The organism is Delftia deserti (assembly GCF_042653485.1).
Lineage (GTDB): Bacteria > Pseudomonadota > Gammaproteobacteria > Burkholderiales > Burkholderiaceae_C > Comamonas > Comamonas acidovorans.
Genome location: NZ_JBHSIH010000001.1, coordinates 2061035 through 2082618 on the forward strand (window position 1 = coordinate 2061035; position 21584 = coordinate 2082618).

At 67.3% G+C, this 21584-nt stretch carries 20 protein-coding genes and 1 pseudogene; 5 read left to right on the plus strand and 16 right to left on the minus strand.

The features are described from left to right. The first annotated feature begins 2 nt into the window (after positions 1-2). The 4 genes from arsB to ACFPFG_RS09855 all read left to right on the plus strand — a co-directional run bounded on the left by arsB (position 3) and on the right by ACFPFG_RS09855 (position 2767). Positions 3-1088 (plus strand): ACR3 family arsenite efflux transporter, encoded by a 1086-nt coding sequence (gene arsB, locus ACFPFG_RS09840; protein ID WP_012202422.1) that lies wholly within the window; start codon positions 3-5, stop codon positions 1086-1088. A gap of 14 nt (positions 1089-1102) precedes the next feature. Next, positions 1103-1525, plus strand: a complete 423-nt coding sequence (gene arsC, locus ACFPFG_RS09845; RefSeq protein WP_012202423.1) for an arsenate reductase (glutaredoxin) — start codon at positions 1103-1105, stop codon at positions 1523-1525. Next, positions 1518-2240, plus strand: a complete 723-nt coding sequence (gene arsH / locus ACFPFG_RS09850; RefSeq protein WP_012202424.1) for an arsenical resistance protein ArsH — start codon at positions 1518-1520, stop codon at positions 2238-2240. Before arsC ends, arsH begins: the two co-directional genes overlap by 8 nt. 95 nt (positions 2241-2335) lie before the next feature. Then, entirely contained in the window at positions 2336-2767 is a 432-nt protein-coding gene (locus tag ACFPFG_RS09855; protein ID WP_012202425.1) for a hypothetical protein, read from the plus strand. Between the two features lie 83 nt (positions 2768-2850). Here the strand turns inward: ACFPFG_RS09855 and ACFPFG_RS09860 are convergent. From ACFPFG_RS09860 to ACFPFG_RS09890, 7 genes and pseudogenes are all read right to left on the minus strand, one after another. After that, positions 2851-2997 (minus strand): annotated as a pseudogene (locus ACFPFG_RS09860) (addiction module antidote protein); the annotation flags it as partial. Next, positions 2997-3521 (minus strand): helix-turn-helix transcriptional regulator, encoded by a 525-nt coding sequence (locus tag ACFPFG_RS09865; RefSeq protein WP_012202427.1) that lies wholly within the window; start codon positions 3519-3521, stop codon positions 2997-2999. The pseudogene ACFPFG_RS09860 and the gene ACFPFG_RS09865, both read right to left, overlap by 1 nt. Before the next feature lie 4 nt (positions 3522-3525). Further along, positions 3526-3804 carry a hypothetical protein gene (locus ACFPFG_RS09870; protein ID WP_012202428.1) on the minus strand — a complete coding sequence of 93 codons (279 nt, stop codon included), beginning with the start codon at positions 3802-3804 and terminating at the stop codon, positions 3526-3528. Between the two features lie 175 nt (positions 3805-3979). Next, positions 3980-5179, minus strand: a complete 1200-nt coding sequence (locus tag ACFPFG_RS09875) for a tyrosine-type recombinase/integrase (RefSeq protein WP_016451583.1) — start codon at positions 5177-5179, stop codon at positions 3980-3982. 487 nt (positions 5180-5666) lie between these two features. Further along, positions 5667-6239 (minus strand): dCTP deaminase, encoded by a 573-nt coding sequence (dcd, locus tag ACFPFG_RS09880; RefSeq protein ID WP_013803686.1) that lies wholly within the window; start codon positions 6237-6239, stop codon positions 5667-5669. Between the two features lie 68 nt (positions 6240-6307). Continuing rightward, positions 6308-7600, minus strand: a complete 1293-nt coding sequence (gene guaD, locus ACFPFG_RS09885) for a guanine deaminase (protein ID WP_374618378.1) — start codon at positions 7598-7600, stop codon at positions 6308-6310. A gap of 112 nt (positions 7601-7712) precedes the next feature. After that, positions 7713-8819, minus strand: coding sequence for a BMP family ABC transporter substrate-binding protein (locus ACFPFG_RS09890; RefSeq protein WP_183017664.1), 1107 nt, complete (start codon positions 8817-8819; stop codon positions 7713-7715). A 193-nt stretch (positions 8820-9012) separates the two neighbouring features. Here ACFPFG_RS09890 and ACFPFG_RS09895 point away from each other — a divergent pair, with 193 nt between their 5' ends. After that, positions 9013-9453 carry an HIT family protein gene (locus ACFPFG_RS09895; protein WP_183017663.1) on the plus strand — a complete coding sequence of 147 codons (441 nt, stop codon included), beginning with the start codon at positions 9013-9015 and terminating at the stop codon, positions 9451-9453. A 6-nt stretch (positions 9454-9459) separates the two neighbouring features. On the opposite strand, the gene ACFPFG_RS09900 is transcribed toward ACFPFG_RS09895, so the two are convergent. The 9 genes from ACFPFG_RS09900 to ACFPFG_RS09940 all read right to left on the minus strand — a co-directional run bounded on the left by ACFPFG_RS09900 (position 9460) and on the right by ACFPFG_RS09940 (position 21521). Further along, positions 9460-10509: an adenosine deaminase gene (locus tag ACFPFG_RS09900; RefSeq protein WP_183017662.1), complete on the minus strand. Its 1050-nt coding sequence runs from the start codon at positions 10507-10509 to the stop codon at positions 9460-9462. After that, entirely contained in the window at positions 10509-11507 is a 999-nt protein-coding gene (locus ACFPFG_RS09905) for an aromatic ring-hydroxylating dioxygenase subunit alpha (RefSeq protein WP_197957099.1), read from the minus strand. Before ACFPFG_RS09905 ends, ACFPFG_RS09900 begins: the two co-directional genes overlap by 1 nt. Positions 11508-11749: 242 nt before the next feature. Further along, positions 11750-12907, minus strand: coding sequence for a BMP family ABC transporter substrate-binding protein (locus tag ACFPFG_RS09910; RefSeq protein ID WP_012204065.1), 1158 nt, complete (start codon positions 12905-12907; stop codon positions 11750-11752). Positions 12908-13157: 250 nt separating this feature from the next. Continuing rightward, on the minus strand, positions 13158-14330 hold the full coding sequence (locus ACFPFG_RS09915) for a BMP family ABC transporter substrate-binding protein (protein ID WP_312379684.1): 1173 nt from the start codon (positions 14328-14330) through the stop codon (positions 13158-13160). Between the two features lie 46 nt (positions 14331-14376). Continuing rightward, positions 14377-15297: an ABC transporter permease gene (locus ACFPFG_RS09920; protein WP_183017659.1), complete on the minus strand. Its 921-nt coding sequence runs from the start codon at positions 15295-15297 to the stop codon at positions 14377-14379. After that, complete coding sequence (locus ACFPFG_RS09925) at positions 15297-16403, minus strand: ABC transporter permease (protein ID WP_183017658.1); 1107 nt, start codon at positions 16401-16403, stop codon at positions 15297-15299. The genes ACFPFG_RS09920 and ACFPFG_RS09925 overlap by 1 nt, the downstream gene beginning before the upstream one ends. After that, a complete protein-coding gene (locus tag ACFPFG_RS09930; protein ID WP_183017657.1) occupies positions 16390-17979 on the minus strand; it encodes an ABC transporter ATP-binding protein in 1590 nt (529 codons plus the stop codon). The genes ACFPFG_RS09925 and ACFPFG_RS09930 overlap by 14 nt, the downstream gene beginning before the upstream one ends. Positions 17980-18099: 120 nt before the next feature. Further along, entirely contained in the window at positions 18100-19032 is a 933-nt protein-coding gene (locus ACFPFG_RS09935) for a LysR family transcriptional regulator (protein WP_183017656.1), read from the minus strand. A gap of 236 nt (positions 19033-19268) precedes the next feature. Next, complete coding sequence (locus tag ACFPFG_RS09940) at positions 19269-21521, minus strand: sensor domain-containing diguanylate cyclase (protein ID WP_183017655.1); 2253 nt, start codon at positions 21519-21521, stop codon at positions 19269-19271. Positions 21522-21584 lie beyond the last annotated feature (63 nt).

Consider the following 21584-nt stretch of genomic DNA (forward strand, 5'->3'; position numbering starts at 1 on the left):
CGATGAGTGTTGGAACCCAAACGGCCGGCCGCGTGCCGGCCACCTCCACCATGAGCGTCTTCGAGCGCTACCTGAGCGTGTGGGTGCTGCTGTGCATCGTCGCCGGCATCGCGCTGGGCCAGTTCGCACCCAACGTATTTCAGGCCATTGGCCGCATGGAGATCGCCCAGGTTAATCTGCCGGTCGGTCTGCTGATCTGGATCATGATCGTGCCGATGCTGCTGAAGGTGGACTTCGGTGCGCTGGGCCAGGTCAAGCAGCACTGGCGCGGCATCGGCGTGACGCTGTTCGTCAACTGGGCGGTCAAACCGTTCTCGATGGCGCTGCTGGCCTGGATCTTCGTCCGCCAGGTCTTCGCTCAGTGGCTGCCGGCCGACCAGCTCGACAGCTACGTTGCCGGCCTCATCCTGCTGGCCGCCGCGCCCTGCACGGCGATGGTGTTCGTCTGGAGCCGGCTGACCGGGGGCGATCCGGTATTCACGCTGTCGCAGGTGGCGCTGAACGACACCATCATGGTGTTTGCCTTCGCGCCCATTGTCGGCCTGCTGCTGGGCCTGTCGTCCATCACGGTGCCGTGGGCCACGCTGCTGGTATCGGTCGGCCTGTACATCGTGATTCCGGTCATCCTGGCCCAGCTCTGGCGCCGTGCTCTGCTGAACAAGGGCCAAGCCGCCTTCGACCGGGCGCTGGAGCGCATCGGCCCGCTGTCGATCGCGGCGCTGCTGCTCACGCTGGTGCTGCTGTTCGCCTTCCAGGGCGAGGCCATCATCCGCCAGCCGCTGGTCATCGCCATGCTGGCGGTGCCGATCCTGATTCAGGTGTTCTTCAACTCCGGCCTGGCCTATTGGCTCAGCCGCAAGGCCGGCGAGCAGCACAGCATCGCTTGCCCCTCGGCGTTGATCGGCGCCTCCAACTTCTTCGAGCTGGCTGTAGCGGCCGCCATCAGCCTGTTCGGCTTCCAGTCCGGCGCGGCGCTGGCCACCGTGGTCGGCGTGCTGATCGAGGTGCCGGTGATGCTGCTGGTCGTTCGGATCGTCAACCAAAGCAAGGGCTGGTATGAGTGCGGCCCGAACCCTGCCCGCAGATAAGCAAGGCATTTCCCATGAGCAGTATCACGATATATCACAACCCCGTCTGCGGCACGTCGCGCAACGTGCTGGCCCTGATCCGCAACAGCGGCGAGGAACCCACGGTCATCGAATACCTGAAGACACCGCCCGACCGCGAAACCCTGCAACGCCTGATCACGGACATGGGCGTGCCGGTGCGCGCGGTATTGCGCGAGAAGGGCACGCCCTACGCGGAACTCGGCCTCGATGACCCGAAGTGGAGCGATGCGCAGTTGATCGACTGCATGCTCCAGCATCCCATTCTGATCAACCGCCCTATCGTGGTGACGCCGCTGGGCACGCGGCTGTGCCGGCCTTCGGAGGCCGTGCTGGACATCCTGCCGCAATCACAGCGCGGCGCGTTCAACAAGGAAGACGGCGAAGCGGTCGTGGACGCGGAAGGCCGCCGTGTCTGAATCCAGAATCGACCTACCCAATATCGACACCGCGCTATTCCAACTGCCCGATACCCAACGGCTGCTGACACCCGAGCGCGCCACGCACGCGCCGCGCTTCCTATTGCTCTATGGCTCGCTACGCGAGCGCTCGTTCAGTCGCTTGGCCGCTGAGGAAGCGGCTCGCATCCTGCGCGCGCTCGGCGGTGAGACGCGCATGTTCAATCCCTCGGGCCTGCCACTGGTGGACGATGCACCCGCCGACCATCCCAAGGTCAAGGAACTGCACGAGCTGGCCCAGTGGGCCGAAGGCATGGTGTGGAGTTCGCCCGAGCGCCATGGGGCCATGACGGGGTTGATGAAGACGCAGATCGACTGGATTCCGCTGTCGGCCGGCGCAGTGCGCCCGACGCAGGGCAAGACGCTGGCGGTGATGCAGGTCTCGGGCGGCTCGCAGTCCTTCAACGCCGTCAACCAGATGCGCGTGCTGGGCCGCTGGATGCGGATGCTGACCATCCCCAACCAGTCCTCGGTCGCCAAGGCGTACCAGGAGTTCGACGAGGCCGGGCGCATGAAGCCCTCGGCCTACTATGACCGCATCGCGGACGTGATGGAGGAGCTGATGAAGTTCACCCTGCTCACGCGCGATGCGGCGCCGTACCTCGTGGACCGCTACAGCGAGCGCAAGGAAAGTGCGGAAGCACTGAGCCGGCGCGTCCAGCAGACGGCTATCTGAACACTCCCCCTAAAAAACAAGCACTTCACTCACCAATCCGTCGTGACGCTAATCTGATGCGCCATCGCAGCGACAGAAACGGATCGGAGAACAGAATGGGAATTTCCAGCAGCAAGGTCTACAAGCAGGCCGATGAGGCCGCTGCGTTTGCGCATATCAGGGAGCTCGCAGAAAAGGAACCCGTCGATGACGAGACGGCTTCGGAATTGTGGCTTGAGGCAGAAGCCATCGTGGACACCTACATCGAGGCCGCTGAGTCGCGGTCCATAGAGGACTTGCCCTCCAGGCAGGAACTGGGCGAGTCCTGCTTTTGGCTGTTGTTCCAGACGAAAGTTTTGCGGGAGGACGAGCATTACCGGCTGATCGTCGAACTGCTGTCGCCACAGCTCGGGCTGTCCCTGTTCGATTTGCTGCCCCGCGTCCGAAAGCTCCGCGAAGCGGCCCTTGACGCACTGGAGGCCATGGTCAAGAAGCCATCAATGGATCGTCCGACAGCGCCGCAAGCGTGCGAGGACGACCTTTTCTGATGGGAAGCTGGTGGCACCTCCGAGCCGAAATTCTCGTATCAGCGATACGAGAATTCATCGGCTGCGGAAGATCGAGCGTCAGCACCGAACGTCCGCGCCATCTGGCGCAGCACAGTCGGCAGTTCGGCCTGGTCGCCGTCCTCCAGAACACCGTTGATGACTTCGAGCGCGAGCGCCGGGTCGCTGCGGTACAGCTCGGCCATCGCTTCGTCATGGGGTCTGCTTTTCATCAGCCCACCAGCGCTTCCAGTTCCTCGAACGCCAGGCGCGGCAAGCGCCGGCCTTCCTTGGCCACGTTGACCTGCAGGGCGGCCCGCGCCACGTCCAGCACCTCCCGCGCCAGGGCATAACCGCCCTTGGCCTGCATCCAGCCCAGCACATCCGCCAGATGCCAGATCGACGCGCTGCCCTCATGCACCGGCGCCGGGAAGCTACCCGGATGGGCCAGCATCAGCTTGCGCATATTCTGCCGCGACACGCCCACGATGTCGGCCACATCGGTCAGCCCAACCAGATCAGGCGCCACTTCGATCAGCCGGGCCGAGGGTGCGGCACGGCGCACATCGGCCAGCGCGCTGCGCACTGCCTCATCTGCATCCACCGCCTCGCGGGTAAATTCCAGCGCCAGCCGCCCCGGCTGCCCGATGCCGACCAGGGCATCGTCGCAGCCGGCTTCACCCAGGCGCTCGACCAGTGTCTGCGAATCGCGGTCGTCATCGGTGAGCTGGTATTTGAGGGTAAAGGTGTATTCCATCGCGCTATTCCTGGGTGCCATCGTCATCCGCCTCGCGCTGCTGGCGGTCCATGGTGCAGTTGTCCACGGCGCGCCGTAAGGCGCGGGCATGGTTGCCGGGGTTCTTCGGCGTGCTCCATACACTGGTAATGCAGAACTCGCCGCAACGGCATTCCTCATCGTTGTACGGGCAGTACATCCGCCCCCAGGCATGGCTACCGCCGACTTCGACACGCCAGCCTTGCCCTTCGGCGTGTCGCAGCGCATCCTCGACCTCTTTCTTCGGGTGAGAGGAACGGGCCATCAGCGACCTCCAGTATGGGGATGATGCGCAAGGTTGTCAAGTGACAACCTTGCTGCAAGGCTTGGTGACCCACGCTCGAATTGTCGCGACAGCGTCGCGACAATTCGGCGGGCCTGATTTCCGACACGAAAGGCTGGCAACGCCGCGCCTGCCGCAGCCGACGGCATCTTGCCGTTCATGCGGACGCCTGCTCGGTGCGTTGCGCCCCGGTGATCGTCTTGCGCCGGTTCGCCACCAGCTCGGCGGCCTGCCGCACCGGATCGTCCTCCGTGTGGACGTACCGCATGAACATCGCCACGGTCTTGTGCGCCGTCAGCGCCATGCCCACCTTCACCGGAATCCCCGAGTTGGCGATGTCAGTGGCCGAACGGTGGCGGATGCCATGCGTGCCCACGTGCGTAGCGCCCGCCGCCTTCAGGATGCGGCACCAGGCACCGTAATACTCGCCCTCGGTGAGATGCTTGGCCGGGTCGTTCGGCGACGGCAGCACGTAGGGGCAGCCGTCCCGGCGCGGCGCGGTGGACAGCAGCCGGTAGGCTTCCTCGCTCAAGGGCTTGGACATGCCACCTGTCTTGCTATCGGGCCAGACCACGCGGCGGTTGTCCAGATCCACCCATGCCCATTCCAGCGAGATGATCTCGGAGCGCCGCCCGGCAAACTCGAATTGCAGGCGGATCGCCAGCGGGATGACGTAGTTCTCCAGCCCTTCGGCCTCGATACCGTCAAGGTGCCGGAACAGCTTGCCCATGTCCTCGTCGCTGATGAGGTGGGTGGCCTTGCCGTCGGGGTACACCGGGACGTGGCGGCATGGGTTGGTGCCGTCCGGCCGATAACCCCAGACCTCGGCCAGGTTGAACATCTTGCGCATGACGCTGAAAGCGCGGTTCGCCTCGGCGGGCTTGTGCGCCATCTTCTTCATCGCCCCGGCCACGTCCGGGCGCTTCACGTCCTGAACCTTGATGCGGCCCAGGAAGGGGACGATGCAGCGGTCGATGACGCCCTGGTAGCCCCGGCGGGTGCTGGGCTTGTTGCGTTGCTTGGAGTGATCCTCCATGAACTTCACGCACAGTTCCGTGACCGTGGGCGCCTTGCGCGCCGCCGCCTTGTCGGCGGCCGGGTCGCCGCCCCGGCGTACCTGGGCCAGCCATTCCTGGGCCAGCGAGCGGGCCTGCTCGACGGTCAGTTCGCCATACAGGCCCAAAGCGGGTTTGCGGCGCTCGCCGGCGTTCGTGCGGTACTGGAGCATGAACACCTTGCGGCCCGCTGGTGTAATCTTGCACAGGAAGCCGGGCACCAGCGTGTCCCGCAGTTCGACGGCCTGCGCCTGGGGTTGTGCCGCATCCACTGCGGACTTGGTGAGCTTGATTTTTGCCACGATGACTCCTCGGAAAGACCCGGTTTCCAGGGGCCACATGGGAGCCACGAGGCAGGAAGCCGGATCAGGTTTCAGAAAGCACCGGCATATGATGAACGCGCCTAAGTTATTGATAAACCTGCTGTATCTGGCTTCGGCGTAGTCCAGCGAATTACGGTACTGAAGTCAGTGTGAAATGAAAAATGGCTCCCACGCTCCCCTTGCTGCGCAAGGTCCGCTGCCCGCCCGAGGGGGTTGCTTTTCATCTTGGGGCGGCCCGGCGATGAAAAATGGCCCCCACGCTACCCTTGCTGCGCAAGGTCCGCTGCCCCCCGAGGGGGACGCTTTTCATCTTGGGGCGGCCCGGCGATGAAAAATGGCCCCCACGCTACCCTTGCTGCGCAAGGTCCGCTGCCCCCCGAGGGGGACGCTTTTCATCTTGGGGCGGCCCGGCGATGAAAAAGGCCCGCAGCTTTCGCTGCGGGCCTTGTCTTCCGGGCCAAAGCCGTCAGGCCTTGGGAAGCGTCACGCCCACCTGGCCCTGGTACTTGCCGCCCCGGTCGCGGTAGCTGACCTCGCAGACATCGTCGGGATCGCTCTCGAAGAACAGCACCTGGGCGCAGCCCTCGCCGGCATAGATGCGGGCGGGCAGCGGCGTGGTGTTGGAGAACTCCAGCGTCACATAGCCTTCCCACTCGGGCTCGAAGGGGGTGACGTTGACGATGATGCCGCAGCGCGCGTAGGTGCTTTTGCCCAGGCAGATGGTCAGCACGTTGCGCGGGATGCGGAAATACTCGACCGTGCGCGCCAGCGCGAAGCTGTTGGGCGGGATGATGCAGCTGTCGCCCTCGAAATCGACAAAGCTTTTTTCATCGAAGTTCTTGGGGTCCACCACGGTGCTGTGGATGTTGGTGAACACCTTGAATTCGGGTGCGCAGCGGATGTCGTAGCCATAGCTGCTGGTGCCGTAGCTGATGATCTTGCGGCCATCGACGTTGCGCACCTGGGCCGGCTCGAAAGGCTCGATCATGCCGTGATCCTCGGCCATGCGACGGATCCACTTGTCGCTCTTGATGCTCATGGCAATTCCTCGTTCCCTAGCTGTCCTTGTCAGGCGCCAGCACCCGGCCGGGCACTGGCGCAAAGGCGCTATTTTGCTTGAGAAACGACGGTGCGCTCGATCAGGCGGTCATCGCCCAGGATGATCATGGCGAACAGCAGCTCGTCCAGGCTCTCGGCCTGGCGGGTCTTGCGTTCGAGCAGCGGCGTGCAGGCCGGGTTGATGACCACGAAGTCGGCCTCGCAGCCCGGCTGCAGATTGCCCACCTGGCCCGCCAGCCCCAATGCACGCGCCGCGCCCGCCGTGTGCTGCCACCACAGGTTGCCCGGCGACAGGCTCAGGCCCTGCTTGGTCTGGCCCTCGCGGCCCGCCACGTAGGCGGCCTGCATGGTGCGGAAAGGGCTGAAGCTCATGCCGCCGCCCACGTCGCTGGCCAGGCCGTAGAGGAACTGCGCGGCATCGGCCCGCGCAAAGTCGAAGAAGCCGCTGCCCAGGAACAGGTTGCTGGTGGGGCTCACGGCCGCGGCGGTGCCGCGTTCACGCATCAGGGCGCGGTCTTCGTCGTCCAGGTGGATGCAGTGGGCGTAGACGGCGCGCTCGCGCATCAGGCCGAAGTCGTCGTAGACCGACAGGTAGCTGCGCGCCTGCGGAAAGAGCTCGGCCACCCAGCGCACTTCGTCCAGGTTCTCGGCCACGTGCGACTGGATCCAGACATCGGTGTAGCGCGCGGCGAGTTCGCCCGCGCCGCGCAGCTGCTCGTGCGTGCTGGTGGGGGCAAAGCGCGGCGTGATCGCGTAGCCCAGGCGGTCCACGCCATGCCAGCGCTGGATCAGGGTTTCGGTGTCGATCAGGCTTTGCTCGGTCTGGTCGCGCACGCCGTCGGGGCTGTGGCGGTCCTGCAGCACCTTGCCCGTGATCATGCGCATGCCGCGCGCCTGCGACGCGCCCATGAGCGCATCGACCGAGCCCGGGTGCGAGGTGGCAAAGGCCAGCGCCGTGGTCACGCCGTTGCGCTGCAGCTCGTCCAGGAAGAACTCGGCCACGCTGTCGGCATGGGCGCGTTCGCAAAAGGCCGACTCGTGCGGAAAAGTGTATTTCTCCAGCCAGGGCAGCAGGCCGGCGGCGGGCGCGCCGATCACATCGGTCTGCGGATAGTGGATGTGCAGGTCGATGAAGCCCGGCGCCAGGATGCGGCCCGGCAGATGGGTGAGTTCGGCGCCCGGCTGGCCGGTGAACTGCGCCTGCAGCGCCTGCCAGCTGCCGGCGGCGACGACGCGCTGCTGCCCCCTGTCATCCGGGGCGACGGCCAGCAGGCCGTCTTCGTCGTAGAGCGCCTGGCCATCGTCGGCAAAACGCAGCAATGAGGAACGGTAGATTTGCATGCCGCCAAGCTTAGCGGGCGGCTAGGCAGATGCCATATCCGCAGCGCTATAGGCGCCATCGGCAGGCGCCATCCTAGGGTTTACGCCAGGATCGGACGCCCCGCAGGCCGCATCACTTGGGCAGGGTGGCCTGCACGCCTTCCACCAGCCAGTTCATCTGCAGGATCTGCGCATCGTCCAGCTGCTTGCCGGCAGGAATGCGCACCTGGCCCTGGTTGTCGCGCACCGGCTGGTCGCCGGCCTTGAAGGGCTGCAGGCGGCCCTGGGCCATGTCCTTTTGGCGCTGCAGCACTTCCTCGCGCACGGCGGGCGGCAGCCTGGGGCCGAAGCCCTCCACGCGGATCATGCCCTCGCGCACGCCGCCCCAGGTGTCCTGGCTCTTCCAGCGGCCATCCAGCACGGCGCGGGCGCGCGCCGTGTAGTAGTCGCCCCACTGATGGGTGACGGCCAGCAACTGGGCGTCGGGCCCGTCCTTGCGCATGTCGGAGTGGTAGGCAATCGCCATGCGGCCGCGCTCCTGGGCGGCCTGCATCACGGCGGTGGATGCGACCTGGAAGGACACCACGTCCACGCCGCCGTTGAACAGCGCCATGGCCGCATCGCGCTCGCGCGGCGGGTCGAACCAGGTGTCCAGCCACACCACCTTGACCGTGGCCTTGGGATTGACCGAACGCATGCCCAGCGTGAAGGCGTTGATGCCTTGCAGCACCTCGGGAATCGGAAAGCCGACCACGAAGCCGGCCACGCCCGTCTTGCTGGCGCGGCCTGCGGCAATGCCCGACAGATAGCGGCCCTCGTAGTAGCGTGCGTTCGAGGTGGCCACGTTGTCGGCGCGCTTGAAGCCCGTGACCGACTCGAACTTCACCTGCGGGAAGTCGCGCGCCACGCGCATCACGGACTCGGTGTAGCCGAAGCTGGTGGTGAAGATCAGCTGGTTGCCGCTGGCGGCCAGGTCGCGCAGCACGCGCTCGGCGTCGGGGCCTTCGGGCACGCTGTCCACGGCGCGGGTCTGCACGCGCGGGCCCAGCGCCGCCTGCAATGCGCGCCGGCCCTCGTCGTGCTGGCGCGTCCAGCCAGCGTCAAGCACGGGGGTCAGATAGACGAAGGCGGCCTTGAGAGGCGCGGAACCTGCGGGGGATGAAGGGGCGGGATGGCCTTGGGACAAGGCCGTGGATACAAGACTTGCGGCCGCGACTGCGGCGGCGAGGTTTTTGTACATGGTGTTCCTCTACATGGCCCGGAAATGAAAACGCACCGGCCGTGGGCAGCGGCCGGTGCGGGGCGCGATTATAGGCAGCGGCCCCGAGGGCTGCCTGGGCCTGCGCTTATGGCCTCCATAAGGGACGGCAGATACCGTCCACTAAGATCGTCGGCAAATTCCAACCCAAGCAACCACCAAGGAGTACAGGACCATGCCGATGTTCGTCGATACCTCGCCCCCGGGGCAGTGCCTCTTTTGCCGCCTCGTGGCGGGCGAGATTCCGTCCGCCAAGGTGTTCGAGGACGAGCAGACCATCGCCTTCATGGACATCGGCCAGGTCAATCCCGGCCATGTGCTGGTGGCCAGCAAGCGCCATGCCGTGACCCTGCTGGACCTCACGCCAGACGAGGCCGGCGCCGTGATGCGCACGGCCCAGCGCGTGGCACGCGCCGTGCAGTCAGCGTTCGACCCCGATGGCATCAGCCTGTTCCAGGCCAATGGCGCTGCCGGTGGGCAGACCGTCTTCCACTTCCACCTGCATGTGCTGCCGCGCCACGAGGGCGACGGCGTGGGCCTGGGCTGGCCGCGCAAGGAGCCCGGCATGCAGGCGCTGCAGGACCATGCCGAGCGCCTCAGGCAGGCACTGGCCTGAACGGGCTCAGGCCAGGGCGGCGTAGCGCGTGAACACGGCCTCCAGCTGGCGCATCCAGTGGGCGCGCTGCTGGGGCGTGACGAAGCTGGCCTCAAAGCTGTTGACCGCCAGTTGCCAGGCCTGCTGCGAGTTCATGCCGGTGGCGGCGAACAGCTGCAGGTAGTTCTCGTTCACATAGCCGCCGAAATAGGCCGGATCATCGGAATTGACCGTGACCTTGAGCCCCGCCTCCAAAAGCTGGGGCAGGTTGTGCTGGGCCAGGTCTGGCACCACGCACAGCTTGAGGTTGGACAGCGGGCACACGGTCAGCGGCACGCCGTCGCGGACCAGGCGCTGCATCAGGGCCTCGTCGCGTGCGGCCTGCACGCCATGGTCTATGCGCTCGGAATGCAGCACGTCCAGCGCGCCCCAGATATAGGCGGGAGGTCCCTCCTCGCCCGCATGGGCCACCAGGTGCAGGCCCAGCTCGCGGCAGCGGGCGAACACGCGTGCGAATTTCTCGGGCGGGTTGCCGACCTCGCTGCTGTCCAGGCCCACGCCGATGAAGCGGTCGCGCAGCGGCAGCGCGGCCTCCAGCGTGGCGAAGGCATCCTCTTCGCTGAGGTGGCGCAGAAAGCTCAGGATCAGCGCCGACGAGATGCCCTGCTCTATCTCCGCATCGCGGCAGGCGCGGTACAGGCCGTTGATCACGGTCTCCATGCCCACGCCGCGCTGGGTGTGGGTCTGGGGGTCGAAGAAGATCTCGGCGTGGACCACGTTGTCCTGCGCGGCACGCGCCAGGTAGGCGCGGCCCATGTCGTAGAAATCCTGCTCGTACAGCAGCACGCTGGCGCCGGCGTAGTAGATGTCCAGAAAGCTCTGCAGGTCGGTGAAGGCATAGGCGCGGCGCAGGTCTTCCACGCTGGCGTAGGGCAGCTTCACGCCGTTGCGCTGGGCCAGGGCGAAGATCAGTTCGGGCTCCAGCGAGCCTTCGATGTGCATGTGCAGCTCGGCCTTGGGCATGGCCTTGAGCAATTGGGGCAGATGCGCTGCATCCACGGTGGGTACGGTGTGCATCAGCAGACTCCGAAGGTGATGCCGCTGGTCCGGAGGTAGCGGCGGTAGGCGGAGGACATGCGGTCGGCCGCAGAGTGCATTTCGGCGCGCGGGTCCAGCGGCAGGCGCTTGGGCTGCTGCGATTCCAGCACGGGCTGGTCCTGGCAGAAGATGGTGTGCTGGAATTGCTGCAGCTGTGCGTCGGGCGAGTCGAAGTCTGCCACGGCCAGGCGGAACCAGACGCGGCTGGTCTCGGGCGTGAGGGGGCAGATGAACAGGGCGATGGACTCGCGCCAGCCGGCCTTGGTGCTGCCGGACTCGGGGAGCTTGGTCAGCACGGCCGCATAGGGCGCGGTGACTTCATAGGTGTATTCGACTTCGGCCGCGCTGGTGGAGTGCAGGTTGGACTGCGGCTGCACGGCCTTGCAGCCCGTGGCCAGCACGCCCGTGGGCGTGCTCTCGACGGCATAGGCCTCGATGGCCGTGGCATCGCGGCTGCCCAGCCAGCCTTCGTGGACAAAGCCGAAGTGCGACATGTCCAGGAAGTTCTCGATGATGCGCGGCGCGCTGGCCGCCACGTCATAGGGGCCGCAGTTGAGCTTGCGCAGTTGCACGTCCGCCTCGGCTTCAAAGGCTGGAAGTGCCGCCAGGGCTGGAACCGCCGAGAGCTCCTCGCCCGTGGCCAGCCGCACCCAGACCAGGCCGTAGGCTTCCTGTGCCTCGAAGGCCTTCACGCACTGCGAGGGCGGGGGCGTGAAGCTGGGCAGGGCCGGCACCTTGACGCACTGGCCGCTGTCGGCGAACTGCCAGCCGTGGTAGGGACATTCGAGGTGGCCGTTCTCGACACGGCCCATGGACAGGCGCGCGCCACGGTGCGGGCAACGGTCCACGAAGACGCGGACCCGGCCTTGCGGATCGCGCCACAGCACCAGGGGCTGGTCCAGCAGTTGCACGCCCAGCGGCGCATCGACAACTTCGTGGGCCTGGGCCACGGGATGCCAGAGGGAGTTTTCGATCATGGGGGGAATCTCTTGCTGTCTGTCTGTGCCGCGGCGGCGGGCAGGCCGCGGCTGGGAGTGAGCATAAACCCACTCGATGCGCAGCACAGGTACGGTCCAAGTACGGTAAAGGTGCGGCACCTGTTCAGCACCTGTTCAGCACCTGTTCAGCACCTGTGCGGCGCATGAACGCCAAGGCCGCCCGAAGGCGGCCCTGGCGGCGGCGGGCAACCCGGCCTGCGCCGGGTGGCCTGGCGTCTTGCTTACTTGCTGTCCTGGCCCGGCACCTTGCCTTCCACGCCCTTGACGTAGAAGTTGATGCCCGTGAGGAACTTGTCCTCGGCCACGGCATCAGCGGCCAGCAGTTCCTTGCCGTCCTGGCCTGCGATCGGGCCCTTCCAGATGTGGAAGGTGCCGTCCTTCAGGCCCTTCTTGACCTCTTCGATCTTCGCCTTGGCCTCGGCGGGCACGTCATCGGCCAGCGAGACGATGTCGATCGCGCCTTCCTTCACGCCCCACCAGGTCTGCTGGCTGCTCCACTTGCCGTCCAGCATCTCGCGCACGGTCTTGGTGTAGTAGGGCGTCCAGTTGATGATGGCCGAGCCCAGGTGGGCCTTGGGGCCGTAGGCGGTCATGTCGGAGTCCCAGCCGAAGGCGCGCTTGCCCTTTTCCTCGGCCGTCTTGAGCACGGCGGCGGAATCGGTGTTCTGGAACAGGATGTCGGCGCCGCCGTTGATCAGCGAGGTGGCAGCCTCGGTTTCCTTCGGGGGGGCGAACCACTCGTTGACCCAGACCACCTTGGTCTTGATCTTGGGGTTCATGGACTGCGCGCCCAGCGTGAAGCTGTTGATGTTGCGCAGCACTTCGGGAATCGGCACGGAGCCGACCACGCCCAGCACATTGGACTTGGTCATGGAGCCCGCGATGATGCCGGCCAGGTAGGCGCCTTCGTAGGTGCGGCTGTCGTAGGTGCTGACGTTGGCGGCGGTCTTGTAGCCGGTGGCGTGCTCGAACTTCACATCGGGGAAGTCGGGGGCGATCTTCTGGATGGGCTCCATGTAGCCGAAGGTGGTGCCGAAGACCAGCTTGTTGCCGTTGGCGGCCATGTCGCGCAGCACGCGCTCAGCGTCGGCGCCCTCGGGCACGCTCTCCACGTAGGAGGTCTTGATCTTGTCGCCGAATTCCTTCTCCAGCGCCAGGCGGCCCTGATCGTGGGCAAAGGTGTAGCCGCCGTCGCCGACGGGGCCCACGTAGGCGAAGGCGATCTTCAAAGGCTCGGTTGCAGCGGCAGCAGGGGCCTCGGCAACGGGAGCGGGCGCAGGCGCGGCCTCCTCCTTCTTGCCACAGCCGGCCAGCGCGGCGGCGGCCACGGCCGACAGCGCTGCCACCTTGATCAGGGAGCGTTTGTGAAGATCAGTCATCGAAGTTTCCTCAAGTGGTCCTGCGGCAGGCAGGAAGAAGGCGGGGTCCGCAGGGGCGCAGACCCGCCGCGATGGGTCCCGAGAATAAAGCAAGAATGGCGCCAGCCGGCTGCGCCAGAGCCGCCAGGCATGCGGGAAAACCACATTTTGGGGACTTTGCACAATCGTGGTGCATAGGGCGGACCCGTCTGGCGGATCGCGGCAGAAAAAAGGGCCCCGAAGGGCCCTTGGTGCATGGACTGCCGCCGGATCACTTGGCGCCCGGCACCTTGCCTTCGACGCCGTTGACGAAGAAGTTGATGCTGGTCATGAAGCCCAGGTCGCCGACCTGGCCTGCCGCCAGCACTTCCTTGCCGGCGTTGTCCTTGATGGGGCCGGTCCAGACGGCGAAGCTGCCGTCCTTCAAGCCGTCGCGTGCCTTGGCGACCTTGTCCTTGATGTCCTGGGGCACGTCGTCGGCGATCTTCACGAGGTCGATGGCGCCTTCCTTCACGCCCCACCAGAACGAGCCGCCCTGCCACTTGCCGTCCAGCGTGTCCTGGGTGACCTTGCTGTAGTAGGGCGTCCAGTCGATCACGGCCGAGCCCAGGTGGGCCTTGGGCGCGAAGGCGCTCATGTCGCCGTCCTTGCCGAAGGCGCGCGCACCGCGTTCCTCGGCCGTCTTGAGCACGGCCGGGGAGTTGGTGTTCTGGTAGAGCACGTCCACGCCGCCGTTGATCAGCGACGTGGCGGCCTCGGACTCCTTGGGCGGCGCGAACCACTCGTTCACCCAGACCACCTTGGCCTTGATCGAGGGATCGACGCTTTGCGCGCCCAGCACGAAGCTGTTGATGTTGCGCACCACTTCCGGAATCGGCACCGAGGCCACGACGCCGACGGTCTTGGTCTTGGTCATGCCGCCGGCCACGATGCCGGCAAGGTACGCGCCCTCGAAGGTCTTGGTGTCGTAGGTGGCCACGTTGTCGGCGTTCTTGTAGCCGGTGGCGTGCTCGAACTTCACGTCCTTGAGGTCGGCCGCGACCTTCTGCACGAACTCCTGGTAGCCGAAGCTGGTCGCGAAGATCAGCTTGTTGCCCTGGCCGGCCATGTCGCGCATCACGCGCTCGGCGTCCGCGCTCTCGGGCACGCTTTCGACGAAGGAGGTTTCCACCTTGTCGCCGAACTTCTCCTGGATGGCCTTGCGGCCCAGCTCGTGCTGGAAGGTCCAGCCACCGTCGCCGATGGGGCTGACGTACATGAAGCCGATCTTGAGCTTCTCGGCCGGCGCCTGGGCGGCAGGCGCGGCAGCGGGAGCAGGCGCTGCGGCCTCTTCCTTCTTGCCGCAGGCGGTCAGGGCCGCCACCGAGATGGCCGACAGGCCGATCATCTTCACAAGCGTGCTTTTCAGGCCAGGTTTCAGGTTGCGTTCGCGCAAAGCGGGCATGCGTTTGTCCTTTTTTGGTTCTGGAGGGAGGGAAAAAATGAAAGCGTCAGGAGCCCGGATAGAAGGGCTTGCCCAGCGAGGCAGGCATGTTGGCACGTATCCAGGCCGGATTGCGCGAGATCAGCACCAGCACGACGATGGTCGCCAGGTAGGGCAGCATGGACAGCAGCTGGCTGGCCACCTGCACGCCCGTGGCCTGCAGGTGGAACTGCAGCATGGTCACGCCGCCGAACAGGTAGGCGCCCAGCAGCACGCGCGCAGGGCGCCAGGTGGCAAAGGTGGTCAGCGCCAGCGCGATCCAGCCACGGCCCGACACCATGCCCTCCACCCACAGCGGCGTGTAGACGGTGGAGATGTAGGCACCGGCCAGCCCGCACATGGCGCCACCGAAGACCACGGCCGCCAGGCGGATGCGGCGCACGGGATAGCCCAGCGCGTGGGCCGACTGCGGCGATTCGCCCACGGCGCGCAGCACCAGGCCGGCCCGCGTGCGGTAGAGGAACCAGACCAGGGCCGCCGCGATGGCCACGGCGCCATAGACCAGCGGATGCAGACGGAACAGTGCCGCGCCGACCACGGGCAGGTCGGACAGCCAGGGCACGGCGAACTTGGGCAGCTCGGGCAGGCGCGCCTGCACATAGCCCAGGCCCAGGAAGGCCGAGAAGCCCGTGCCAAACAGCGACAGCGCCAGCCCCGTCGCGTACTGGTTGGTGTTCAGCCAGATCACCAGCACGCCGAAGATGGCGGCCAGCAGCGCACCCGCGCCCATGCCGGCCAGGAAGCCCACGGTGGTGCTGCCCGTGTGGACCACGGCGGCAAAGCCCGCAATGGCGGCGCACAGCATCATCCCCTCGGCACCCAGGTTGACGATGCCGGCCTTTTCATTGATCAGCAGGCCCAGCGCGGCCAGCGCCAGCACGGTGCCGGCGCTGAGCGTGGAGCCCAGCAGCAGTGCATAGGATTCCATCAGCGGGCCTCCTTGACTGCAGCCGTTGCGGCGGTCGGGGCCGCAGGCGTGCGGGACACCCAGCGCAGGCGGTAGGCCACCAGCGTGTCGCAGGCCAGCAGCGTGAACAGCAGCAGGCCCTGGAACACGCCGGTCAGCGCCTTGGGCAGGCCCAGGCGCGACTGGGCGAGTTCGCCCCCGATATAGAACATGCTCATGAGAATCGCGGAAAAGATCATGCCCACGGGATGCAGGCGGCCGACGAAGGCCACGATGATGGCGGCAAAGCCGTAGCCGGCCGGGACATAGGGCGTGAGCTGGCCCAGCGGGCCGGCCACTTCCAGCGCACCGGCCAGGCCGGCTGCGGCGCCCGAGATCAGCAGCGCCGTCCACAGCGCGCGGCGCGAGGAAAAGCCCGCGTAGCGCGCGGCGGCCGGGGCCAGGCCACCGACCTGCAGCGCAAAGCCGGCGCGGGTACGGAACAGGAAGACCCACAGCATGGCCGCCGCAGCCAGCGCCAGCAGCAGCCCGATGTTGGTGCGCATGCCCTGCATGAGCTTGGGGATCTGCGTGACGCGCTCGAAGGTCTTGGTCTGCGGGAAGTTGTAGCCCATGGGGTCCTTCCACGGCCCGTAGACCAGGAAGCCCAGCACCAGGGTGGCCACGTAGACCAGCATCAGGCTGACCAGGATTTCATTGGCGTTGAAGCGGTCGCGCAGCAGGGCCACGATGCCGGCCCAGACCATGCCGCCGAGCATGCCGGCCACCAGGATGGCGGGCACGATCCAGGGGCCCGTGGTCTTGTCCGCCAGCAGCGCCATGCCGCCTGCGGCCACGGCGCCGATGACGAACTGCCCCTCGGCGCCGATGTTCCAGACATTGGAGCGAAAGCACACGGCCAGGCCCAGCGCGATCAGCAGCAGCGGCGTGGCCTTGACGGCCAGCTCGCCCAGCGCATAGGTGGACTTGACGGGGTCCCAGAAGAAGGCCTGCAGGCCGCGCACCGGGTCCTTGCCCAGCATCACGAACAGGCACACGCCGATCAGCACGGTGATGGCCAGCGCCAGCACGGGCGAACCGTAGGTCCACAGCCTGGAGGCCTGGGGGCGTTGTTCAAGCTTGAACATGGGCGCCTCCCCTGGCGGCGTTCGGGGCGACGTTCGGGGCGGCAGCACCGTCCCACAGGCCGCTCATCCACTCGCCGATCTGCTGCACGGTGGCATCGGCCCGCGCCACCGAGGGCGACAGCCGGCCCTTGGCCACCACATGCAGGCGGTCACATATTTCGAACAATTCGTCCAACTCCTCGCTGAGCACCAGCACGGCGCAGCCCTCGTCACGCAATTGCAGGATGGCGCCGCGGATCTGCGCGGCCGCCCCCACGTCCACCCCCCAGGTGGGCTGGGAGATGATGAGCAGCGTGGGCCTGGCATCGATCTCGCGGCCCACGATGAATTTCTGCAGGTTGCCGCCCGACAGCGACTGCGCCGCTGCGTTGGGGCCACCGGCCTTGACGTTGAAGCGCGCGATGATGGCGCGCGCCTGCTCCTGCAGCTGGCCCATGCGGATCCAGCCGCCTGCGCCCAGCGCGGTCTTGCGCGTCAGCAGCAGGTTGTGCGCCAGGCCCATGCTGGGCACGGCGCCACGGCCCAGGCGTTCCTCCGGCACGAAGTGCAGGCCCAGCGCCCGGCGCCGGCCCGGGCCGAGGCGTCCCGCCTCCCGGCCGGCAATCTGCACCATTTCGGGCGCCGCGCGCGTGTCCTCGCCGGACAGGGCGTACAGCAACTCCTTCTGGCCATTGCCCGAGACACCGGCGATGCCCACGACTTCGCCCGCGCGCACCTCGAGCTGGATGCCATGCAGGTCCACGCCGAAGGGCTCCGAGCGCGGCAGCGCCAGGCCCTGCACGCGCAGCACGCTGGCGCCGACCTGGGATTCGCGGTGCGTGAGCTCGGGCGGCTCCGAGCCGATCATCAGCCGCGACAGCGAGGCATTGCTCTCCACGGCCGGGTTGCACACGCCGGTCACCTGCCCGCCGCGCAGCACGGTACAGGCCGTGCACAGCGAACGGATCTCGTGCAGCTTGTGGCTGATGTAGAGGATGGAGCAGCCCTCGGACGCCAGCCGGCGCAGCACCACGAAGAGCTTTTCCACGGCCTGCGGCGTGAGCACCGAGGTGGGCTCGTCAAGAATGAGCACGCGCGGGTGCGTGAGCAGGGCGCGGATGATTTCCACGCGCTGCATCTCGCCCACGCTCAGCGTGTGCACGGGGCGGTGGGGATCGACCTCCAGCCCGTAGTCATGCGCCGTGGACTCGATGCGCTGCACCACCTCGGTCAGCGGCAGGCTCTTGTCCAGGCCCAGCCAGACGTTCTCGGCCACGGACAGCGTGTCGAACAGGCTGAAATGCTGGAACACCATGGCGATGCCCAGCTGGCGCGCCTCCTGGGGATTGCGGATGTGGACCGGCTTGCCATCGACCTCGATGCGGCCCTCGTCAGGCTTGACGGCGCCGTAGATGATCTTCATCAGCGTGGACTTGCCGGCACCGTTCTCGCCCAGGATGGCATGCACTTCGCCGGCGCCCACGGTCAGCGAAATGCCGTTGTTGGCCACCACCGCCGGATAGCGCTTGGTGATGCCCGTCAGCTGCAGCCGGGGCGGCGCTGCGGCTGGCAGGGGGACTGTATCGGGGGGATTCATGGCTGGGATTGTCTTTCAATTTCTGCAACAAACTGGAACACAAGTCCTTGAAAACGCCTTGGCGGCCCTCATATCGGCCATCACTTTGCCCGCCAAAAAGGCGCTTCCTGCCGCCGTCGCCTAGCGGGCGCGAGACATCAGGGCCACGTGCCGTACGGCGTCGCGCAGCCAGCGCGTGGAGGCGCCCATGTGCGTGCGGGCGTGCCACAGCTGGTAGTACACCAGCGGCGCAAACTCCACCGGGCAGGGCAGGATCACCAGGGGCAGGCGCTGGCTGAAGCGCTCGCAGAACAGCCGCCCCGTGGTCAGCACCAGCAGGCTGGTGGCCACGATGTCGGGAATCAGGCTGAAATGCGCGCAGCGCGCCGCCACCTGTCGCTGCAGGCCCATGCGGGACAGCTGGTCCTCGATCACGCCGCGCGCGCCCGGGTAGGTGGGCGTGGGCGCGATGTGCTCGGCCTCCAGCCACTGGGCCGCGTCCCAGCCGCGGCGCACGGCCGGGTGCTGGGGGCTGACCAGGCAGACCACCTCGTCCTCGAACAGGCTGGCCATGTGCAGGCCCTGCGGCGGTTCGGGCCAATTGCCTATCACCACGTCCACATCGCCCTGTGCCAGCTGCACTTCGTAGTGCGCGTCGCCGTTGAGCGCCAGGATGTCCACGGGGCAGCCGGGCGCCTCGGTCTTGAGATGGGCCACCAGGCGCGGCAGGAACAGCGGGTCCAGGTAGTCGCTGGCGGCGATGCGGAAGGTGCGCGTGGAGGTGCGGGGATCGAAATGGCGCGCATCGCTGAACAGGCCCTCGGCCGCACGCAGGATGTCGGCGGCCGGCTGCACCATGCGCAGCCCGGCCTCGGTGGGCTGCATGTGGGCGCCCGAGCGCACCAGCAGCGAATCGCCGGCCAGGTCGCGCAGGCGCTTGAGCGCAGCGGACACCGCCGGCTGGTGCATGCCCAGGCGCAATGCGGCACGCGAGACGCTGCGCTCGGTCAGCACCGTGTGCAGCACCCGGATCAGATGCAGGTCAATCTTGTCGAACAGGGCCTGGTCGCGCATGTAGCGAAGCAATCAGCGAAAAAAAGAGCGGTCGCGCCGGGGACGCGCCGCAGGTCATGGGGAGCCCGCAGCGTAACCCAGCCACGCAGCGCTCCGGCTAGATACAACCACCAAGGATGGGACGGTTAAACACTTGTGTGTGCAAGACATGCAATATGCGGGCCAAGGCCGGTCAAGCGCTGGCGCGGTGGCGCGGCCACCCAGGCCGCCACCCAGGCCCGCATTCATTCCCTCACTCAGGCCGCCTCCAGCACCTCGACGCGGTTGCGGCCCTTGCGCTTGGCCGCATAGCAGGCCATGTCGGCCGAGCGCAGCGCGCTGCTGACCGTGTGCTGGCGGGCATCGAGCACCACCATGCCGACGCTGACACCCATCAGGTAGCGCTGCCCCTCATGGGCGCCCTCCCAGTCCTGCACGGCCATGCACAGGCTTTGCGCCAGCAGCATGCCCTGCTCCGCCGAGGTGCCCGCCAGCAGCACGGCGAACTCATCACCGCCCAGGCGCGCCACCCAGCCCAGCGGCCGGACCACGCTGTCGATCAGCCGGGCCATGTGGCACAGCACCTCGTCGCCTGCCGCATGGCCGCCCTGCTGGTTGACGTGGGCGAAGTGGTCCAGGTCCAGGAACAGGATCACGCCATGCTGCGGCAGGCCAACGGCCTCCTCCTCGACCGTGGCGACGGCGGTGGTGTCGCTGCGCTGCATGGCGAATTCACCATCCTGCAACGCCTCGGTCGGCAGGCGCTGGGCGGCACCGCACTCCTGCAGCCATTCATGCAGGCGCACGGCAAAGGCCTCGCGGTTGGGCAGCAGGGTCAGCGGATCGTGCATGGCCTTCCAGCCCGGCTGCTCGCGCACCAGTCGCTGCATGGTCACATCCTCTACCACCCAGACCAGGGTGGGGTCTGCCGGTACCACGGCGCGCGGCTCAAGGCCGCGCTGAAGGCGCTGCAGGCTCTGGCCGTGCAGGCGCACCCAGATGGGGCGGCCGTCCTTGCGCACAAAGCACTGCTCGCTGTCGAACTGGCCGTACGTGTCCAGGTCCTTGCGCACCCGCTCCAGCAATTGGATGTGTGCCGCGTCGGAGGCGCACAGCTGGCGTATCGCCTGCCCCTGCAGCTCGCGCGGAGGGTAGCCGAGCATGCGCGCAGCCTGCAGGCCTACCAGCTCCAGCTGCGCCGCATGCGTGACCACCAGGCCCACGGGCGCGTAGTCCATCAGCGTCTGCAGCTGCAGTTGCAGCCGGCCGACCTCGTGCGCCTGCTCCTGCCCCATCTGGCCCAGGCGATGCAGGGCCTGCCACAGCGTGGAGGCTTCGCCCCAGGCGTGGGTCCAGGGCATGCGCCAGCCGCCTTCCTCGGCATGGCCCGGCTCGGGTTCGGGCGCGGGATCGGGCTCCTCGGCCATCAGCCTTCCCTGGTCCGCCAGCCATTGGCGTGCAGTGCGGTGCAGGGCTGCCATGGGTTCGGTGACCAGGATCAGCAGCAGGACCAGCACGCCAGCGACACCGGCCACGGCGGCCAGCAGCCACCACAGCACGCGCGGCTCCAGGCTGGGCGCAATGGCTTCCTCGGGGGTGATCCTGACCACCAGCCACTGCGGCAGCGGCATGCCTGCCGTCGTCACCAGGTAGCCCGCGCGCCGCTGGGTGTCGGGGCCCACCTGCACTGCGCCGGCAGCGGGGTCCTGCAGCCAGTCCGCGCCCAGGCCGGGCTCGGCCTCGGCCCGCGCCGACCAGCGCGAGGGGTCCGAGTGGGCCAGGATCTGCCCGTCGCGCTGCATGACCAGCAGGCGCCCGCCGGAGCGCGAGGGGTCGATGCTGGGCGGCAGCAGGGCCTGGGCGGACATGCGCACACCGGCCGACAGCACGCCGCTGACCGTGCCGTTGCCGTCGCGCAGCGGCACGGCATACAGCAACTCCATCATTGCGGGATCAGGCCCCTTTCGGGCCATGGTGGAGACCACGGGCTTGCCATCGGCCAGGCTGCGCCGCATCACGTCGCGCACCCCTTCGTCCAGATCGACCAGGGGCTCGGAACGGCCGCCGCGCAGGCTGAGCTGCAGCTGTCCGCGCGCATCGGCCAGTTGGAGGGTGTCGAACAGCCGCACCGAGGCGTCTCCGCGCAGCATCTCGCCCATCAGCCGGCTCGGGTCGCTGCCCTGGTCGGCCATGCCCTGGGCCAGCACCCACAGCAGGCGCTGCTGCTGCTCCAGCCGCGCGGCCAGCATGCGCGCCACGGTATCGACCTCGTCGGCCTGCCGGGCCACGGCGCGCTCCAGCGTCTGCTGGCGCATGCTGTGCGAGACCCACCAGACGCTGCCAAGGCCCGCCAGCAGCACGGCCGCAGCGGCCAGCGCCAGCACCGTGCAGCGCATGGCACCCCAGCCTGTGGCCGCGCGCGGCCGCAAGGGTGAATCCGGCAGCTGCGGAGCATCCTGGGATGCCAGCAGTGCCTGGAAAAAGGGAGATCGGCGGGCGTCCAGTGACATGACGCCATCAATATATGCAGGCCCGAAAGCCGTCCCACTGGGTGGAACCCGCGAACCAGTGGA

What these genes read in the sequence shown, in the direction of transcription:
- arsB (WP_012202422.1), top strand. Translation starts at nt 3, where the DNA reads ATGAGTGTTGGAACCCAAACGGCCGGCCGCGTGCCGGCCACCTCCACC.
- arsC (WP_012202423.1), top strand. Translation starts at nt 1,103, where the DNA reads ATGAGCAGTATCACGATATATCACAACCCCGTCTGCGGCACGTCGCGC.
- ACFPFG_RS09855 (WP_012202425.1), top strand. Translation starts at nt 2,336, where the DNA reads ATGGGAATTTCCAGCAGCAAGGTCTACAAGCAGGCCGATGAGGCCGCT.
- ACFPFG_RS09865 (WP_012202427.1), bottom strand. Translation starts at nt 3,521, where the DNA reads ATGGAATACACCTTTACCCTCAAATACCAGCTCACCGATGACGACCGC.
- ACFPFG_RS09870 (WP_012202428.1), bottom strand. Translation starts at nt 3,804, where the DNA reads ATGGCCCGTTCCTCTCACCCGAAGAAAGAGGTCGAGGATGCGCTGCGA.
- dcd (WP_013803686.1), bottom strand. Translation starts at nt 6,239, where the DNA reads ATGAGCATCAAGAGCGACAAGTGGATCCGTCGCATGGCCGAGGATCAC.
- guaD (WP_374618378.1), bottom strand. Translation starts at nt 7,600, where the DNA reads ATGCAAATCTACCGTTCCTCATTGCTGCGTTTTGCCGACGATGGCCAG.
- ACFPFG_RS09890 (WP_183017664.1), bottom strand. Translation starts at nt 8,819, where the DNA reads ATGTACAAAAACCTCGCCGCCGCAGTCGCGGCCGCAAGTCTTGTATCC.
- ACFPFG_RS09895 (WP_183017663.1), top strand. Translation starts at nt 9,013, where the DNA reads ATGCCGATGTTCGTCGATACCTCGCCCCCGGGGCAGTGCCTCTTTTGC.
- ACFPFG_RS09900 (WP_183017662.1), bottom strand. Translation starts at nt 10,509, where the DNA reads ATGCACACCGTACCCACCGTGGATGCAGCGCATCTGCCCCAATTGCTC.
- ACFPFG_RS09905 (WP_197957099.1), bottom strand. Translation starts at nt 11,507, where the DNA reads ATGATCGAAAACTCCCTCTGGCATCCCGTGGCCCAGGCCCACGAAGTT.
- ACFPFG_RS09910 (WP_012204065.1), bottom strand. Translation starts at nt 12,907, where the DNA reads ATGACTGATCTTCACAAACGCTCCCTGATCAAGGTGGCAGCGCTGTCG.
- ACFPFG_RS09915 (WP_312379684.1), bottom strand. Translation starts at nt 14,330, where the DNA reads ATGCCCGCTTTGCGCGAACGCAACCTGAAACCTGGCCTGAAAAGCACG.
- ACFPFG_RS09920 (WP_183017659.1), bottom strand. Translation starts at nt 15,297, where the DNA reads ATGGAATCCTATGCACTGCTGCTGGGCTCCACGCTCAGCGCCGGCACC.
- ACFPFG_RS09925 (WP_183017658.1), bottom strand. Translation starts at nt 16,403, where the DNA reads ATGTTCAAGCTTGAACAACGCCCCCAGGCCTCCAGGCTGTGGACCTAC.
- ACFPFG_RS09930 (WP_183017657.1), bottom strand. Translation starts at nt 17,979, where the DNA reads ATGAATCCCCCCGATACAGTCCCCCTGCCAGCCGCAGCGCCGCCCCGG.
- ACFPFG_RS09935 (WP_183017656.1), bottom strand. Translation starts at nt 19,032, where the DNA reads ATGCGCGACCAGGCCCTGTTCGACAAGATTGACCTGCATCTGATCCGG.
- ACFPFG_RS09940 (WP_183017655.1), bottom strand. Translation starts at nt 21,521, where the DNA reads ATGTCACTGGACGCCCGCCGATCTCCCTTTTTCCAGGCACTGCTGGCA.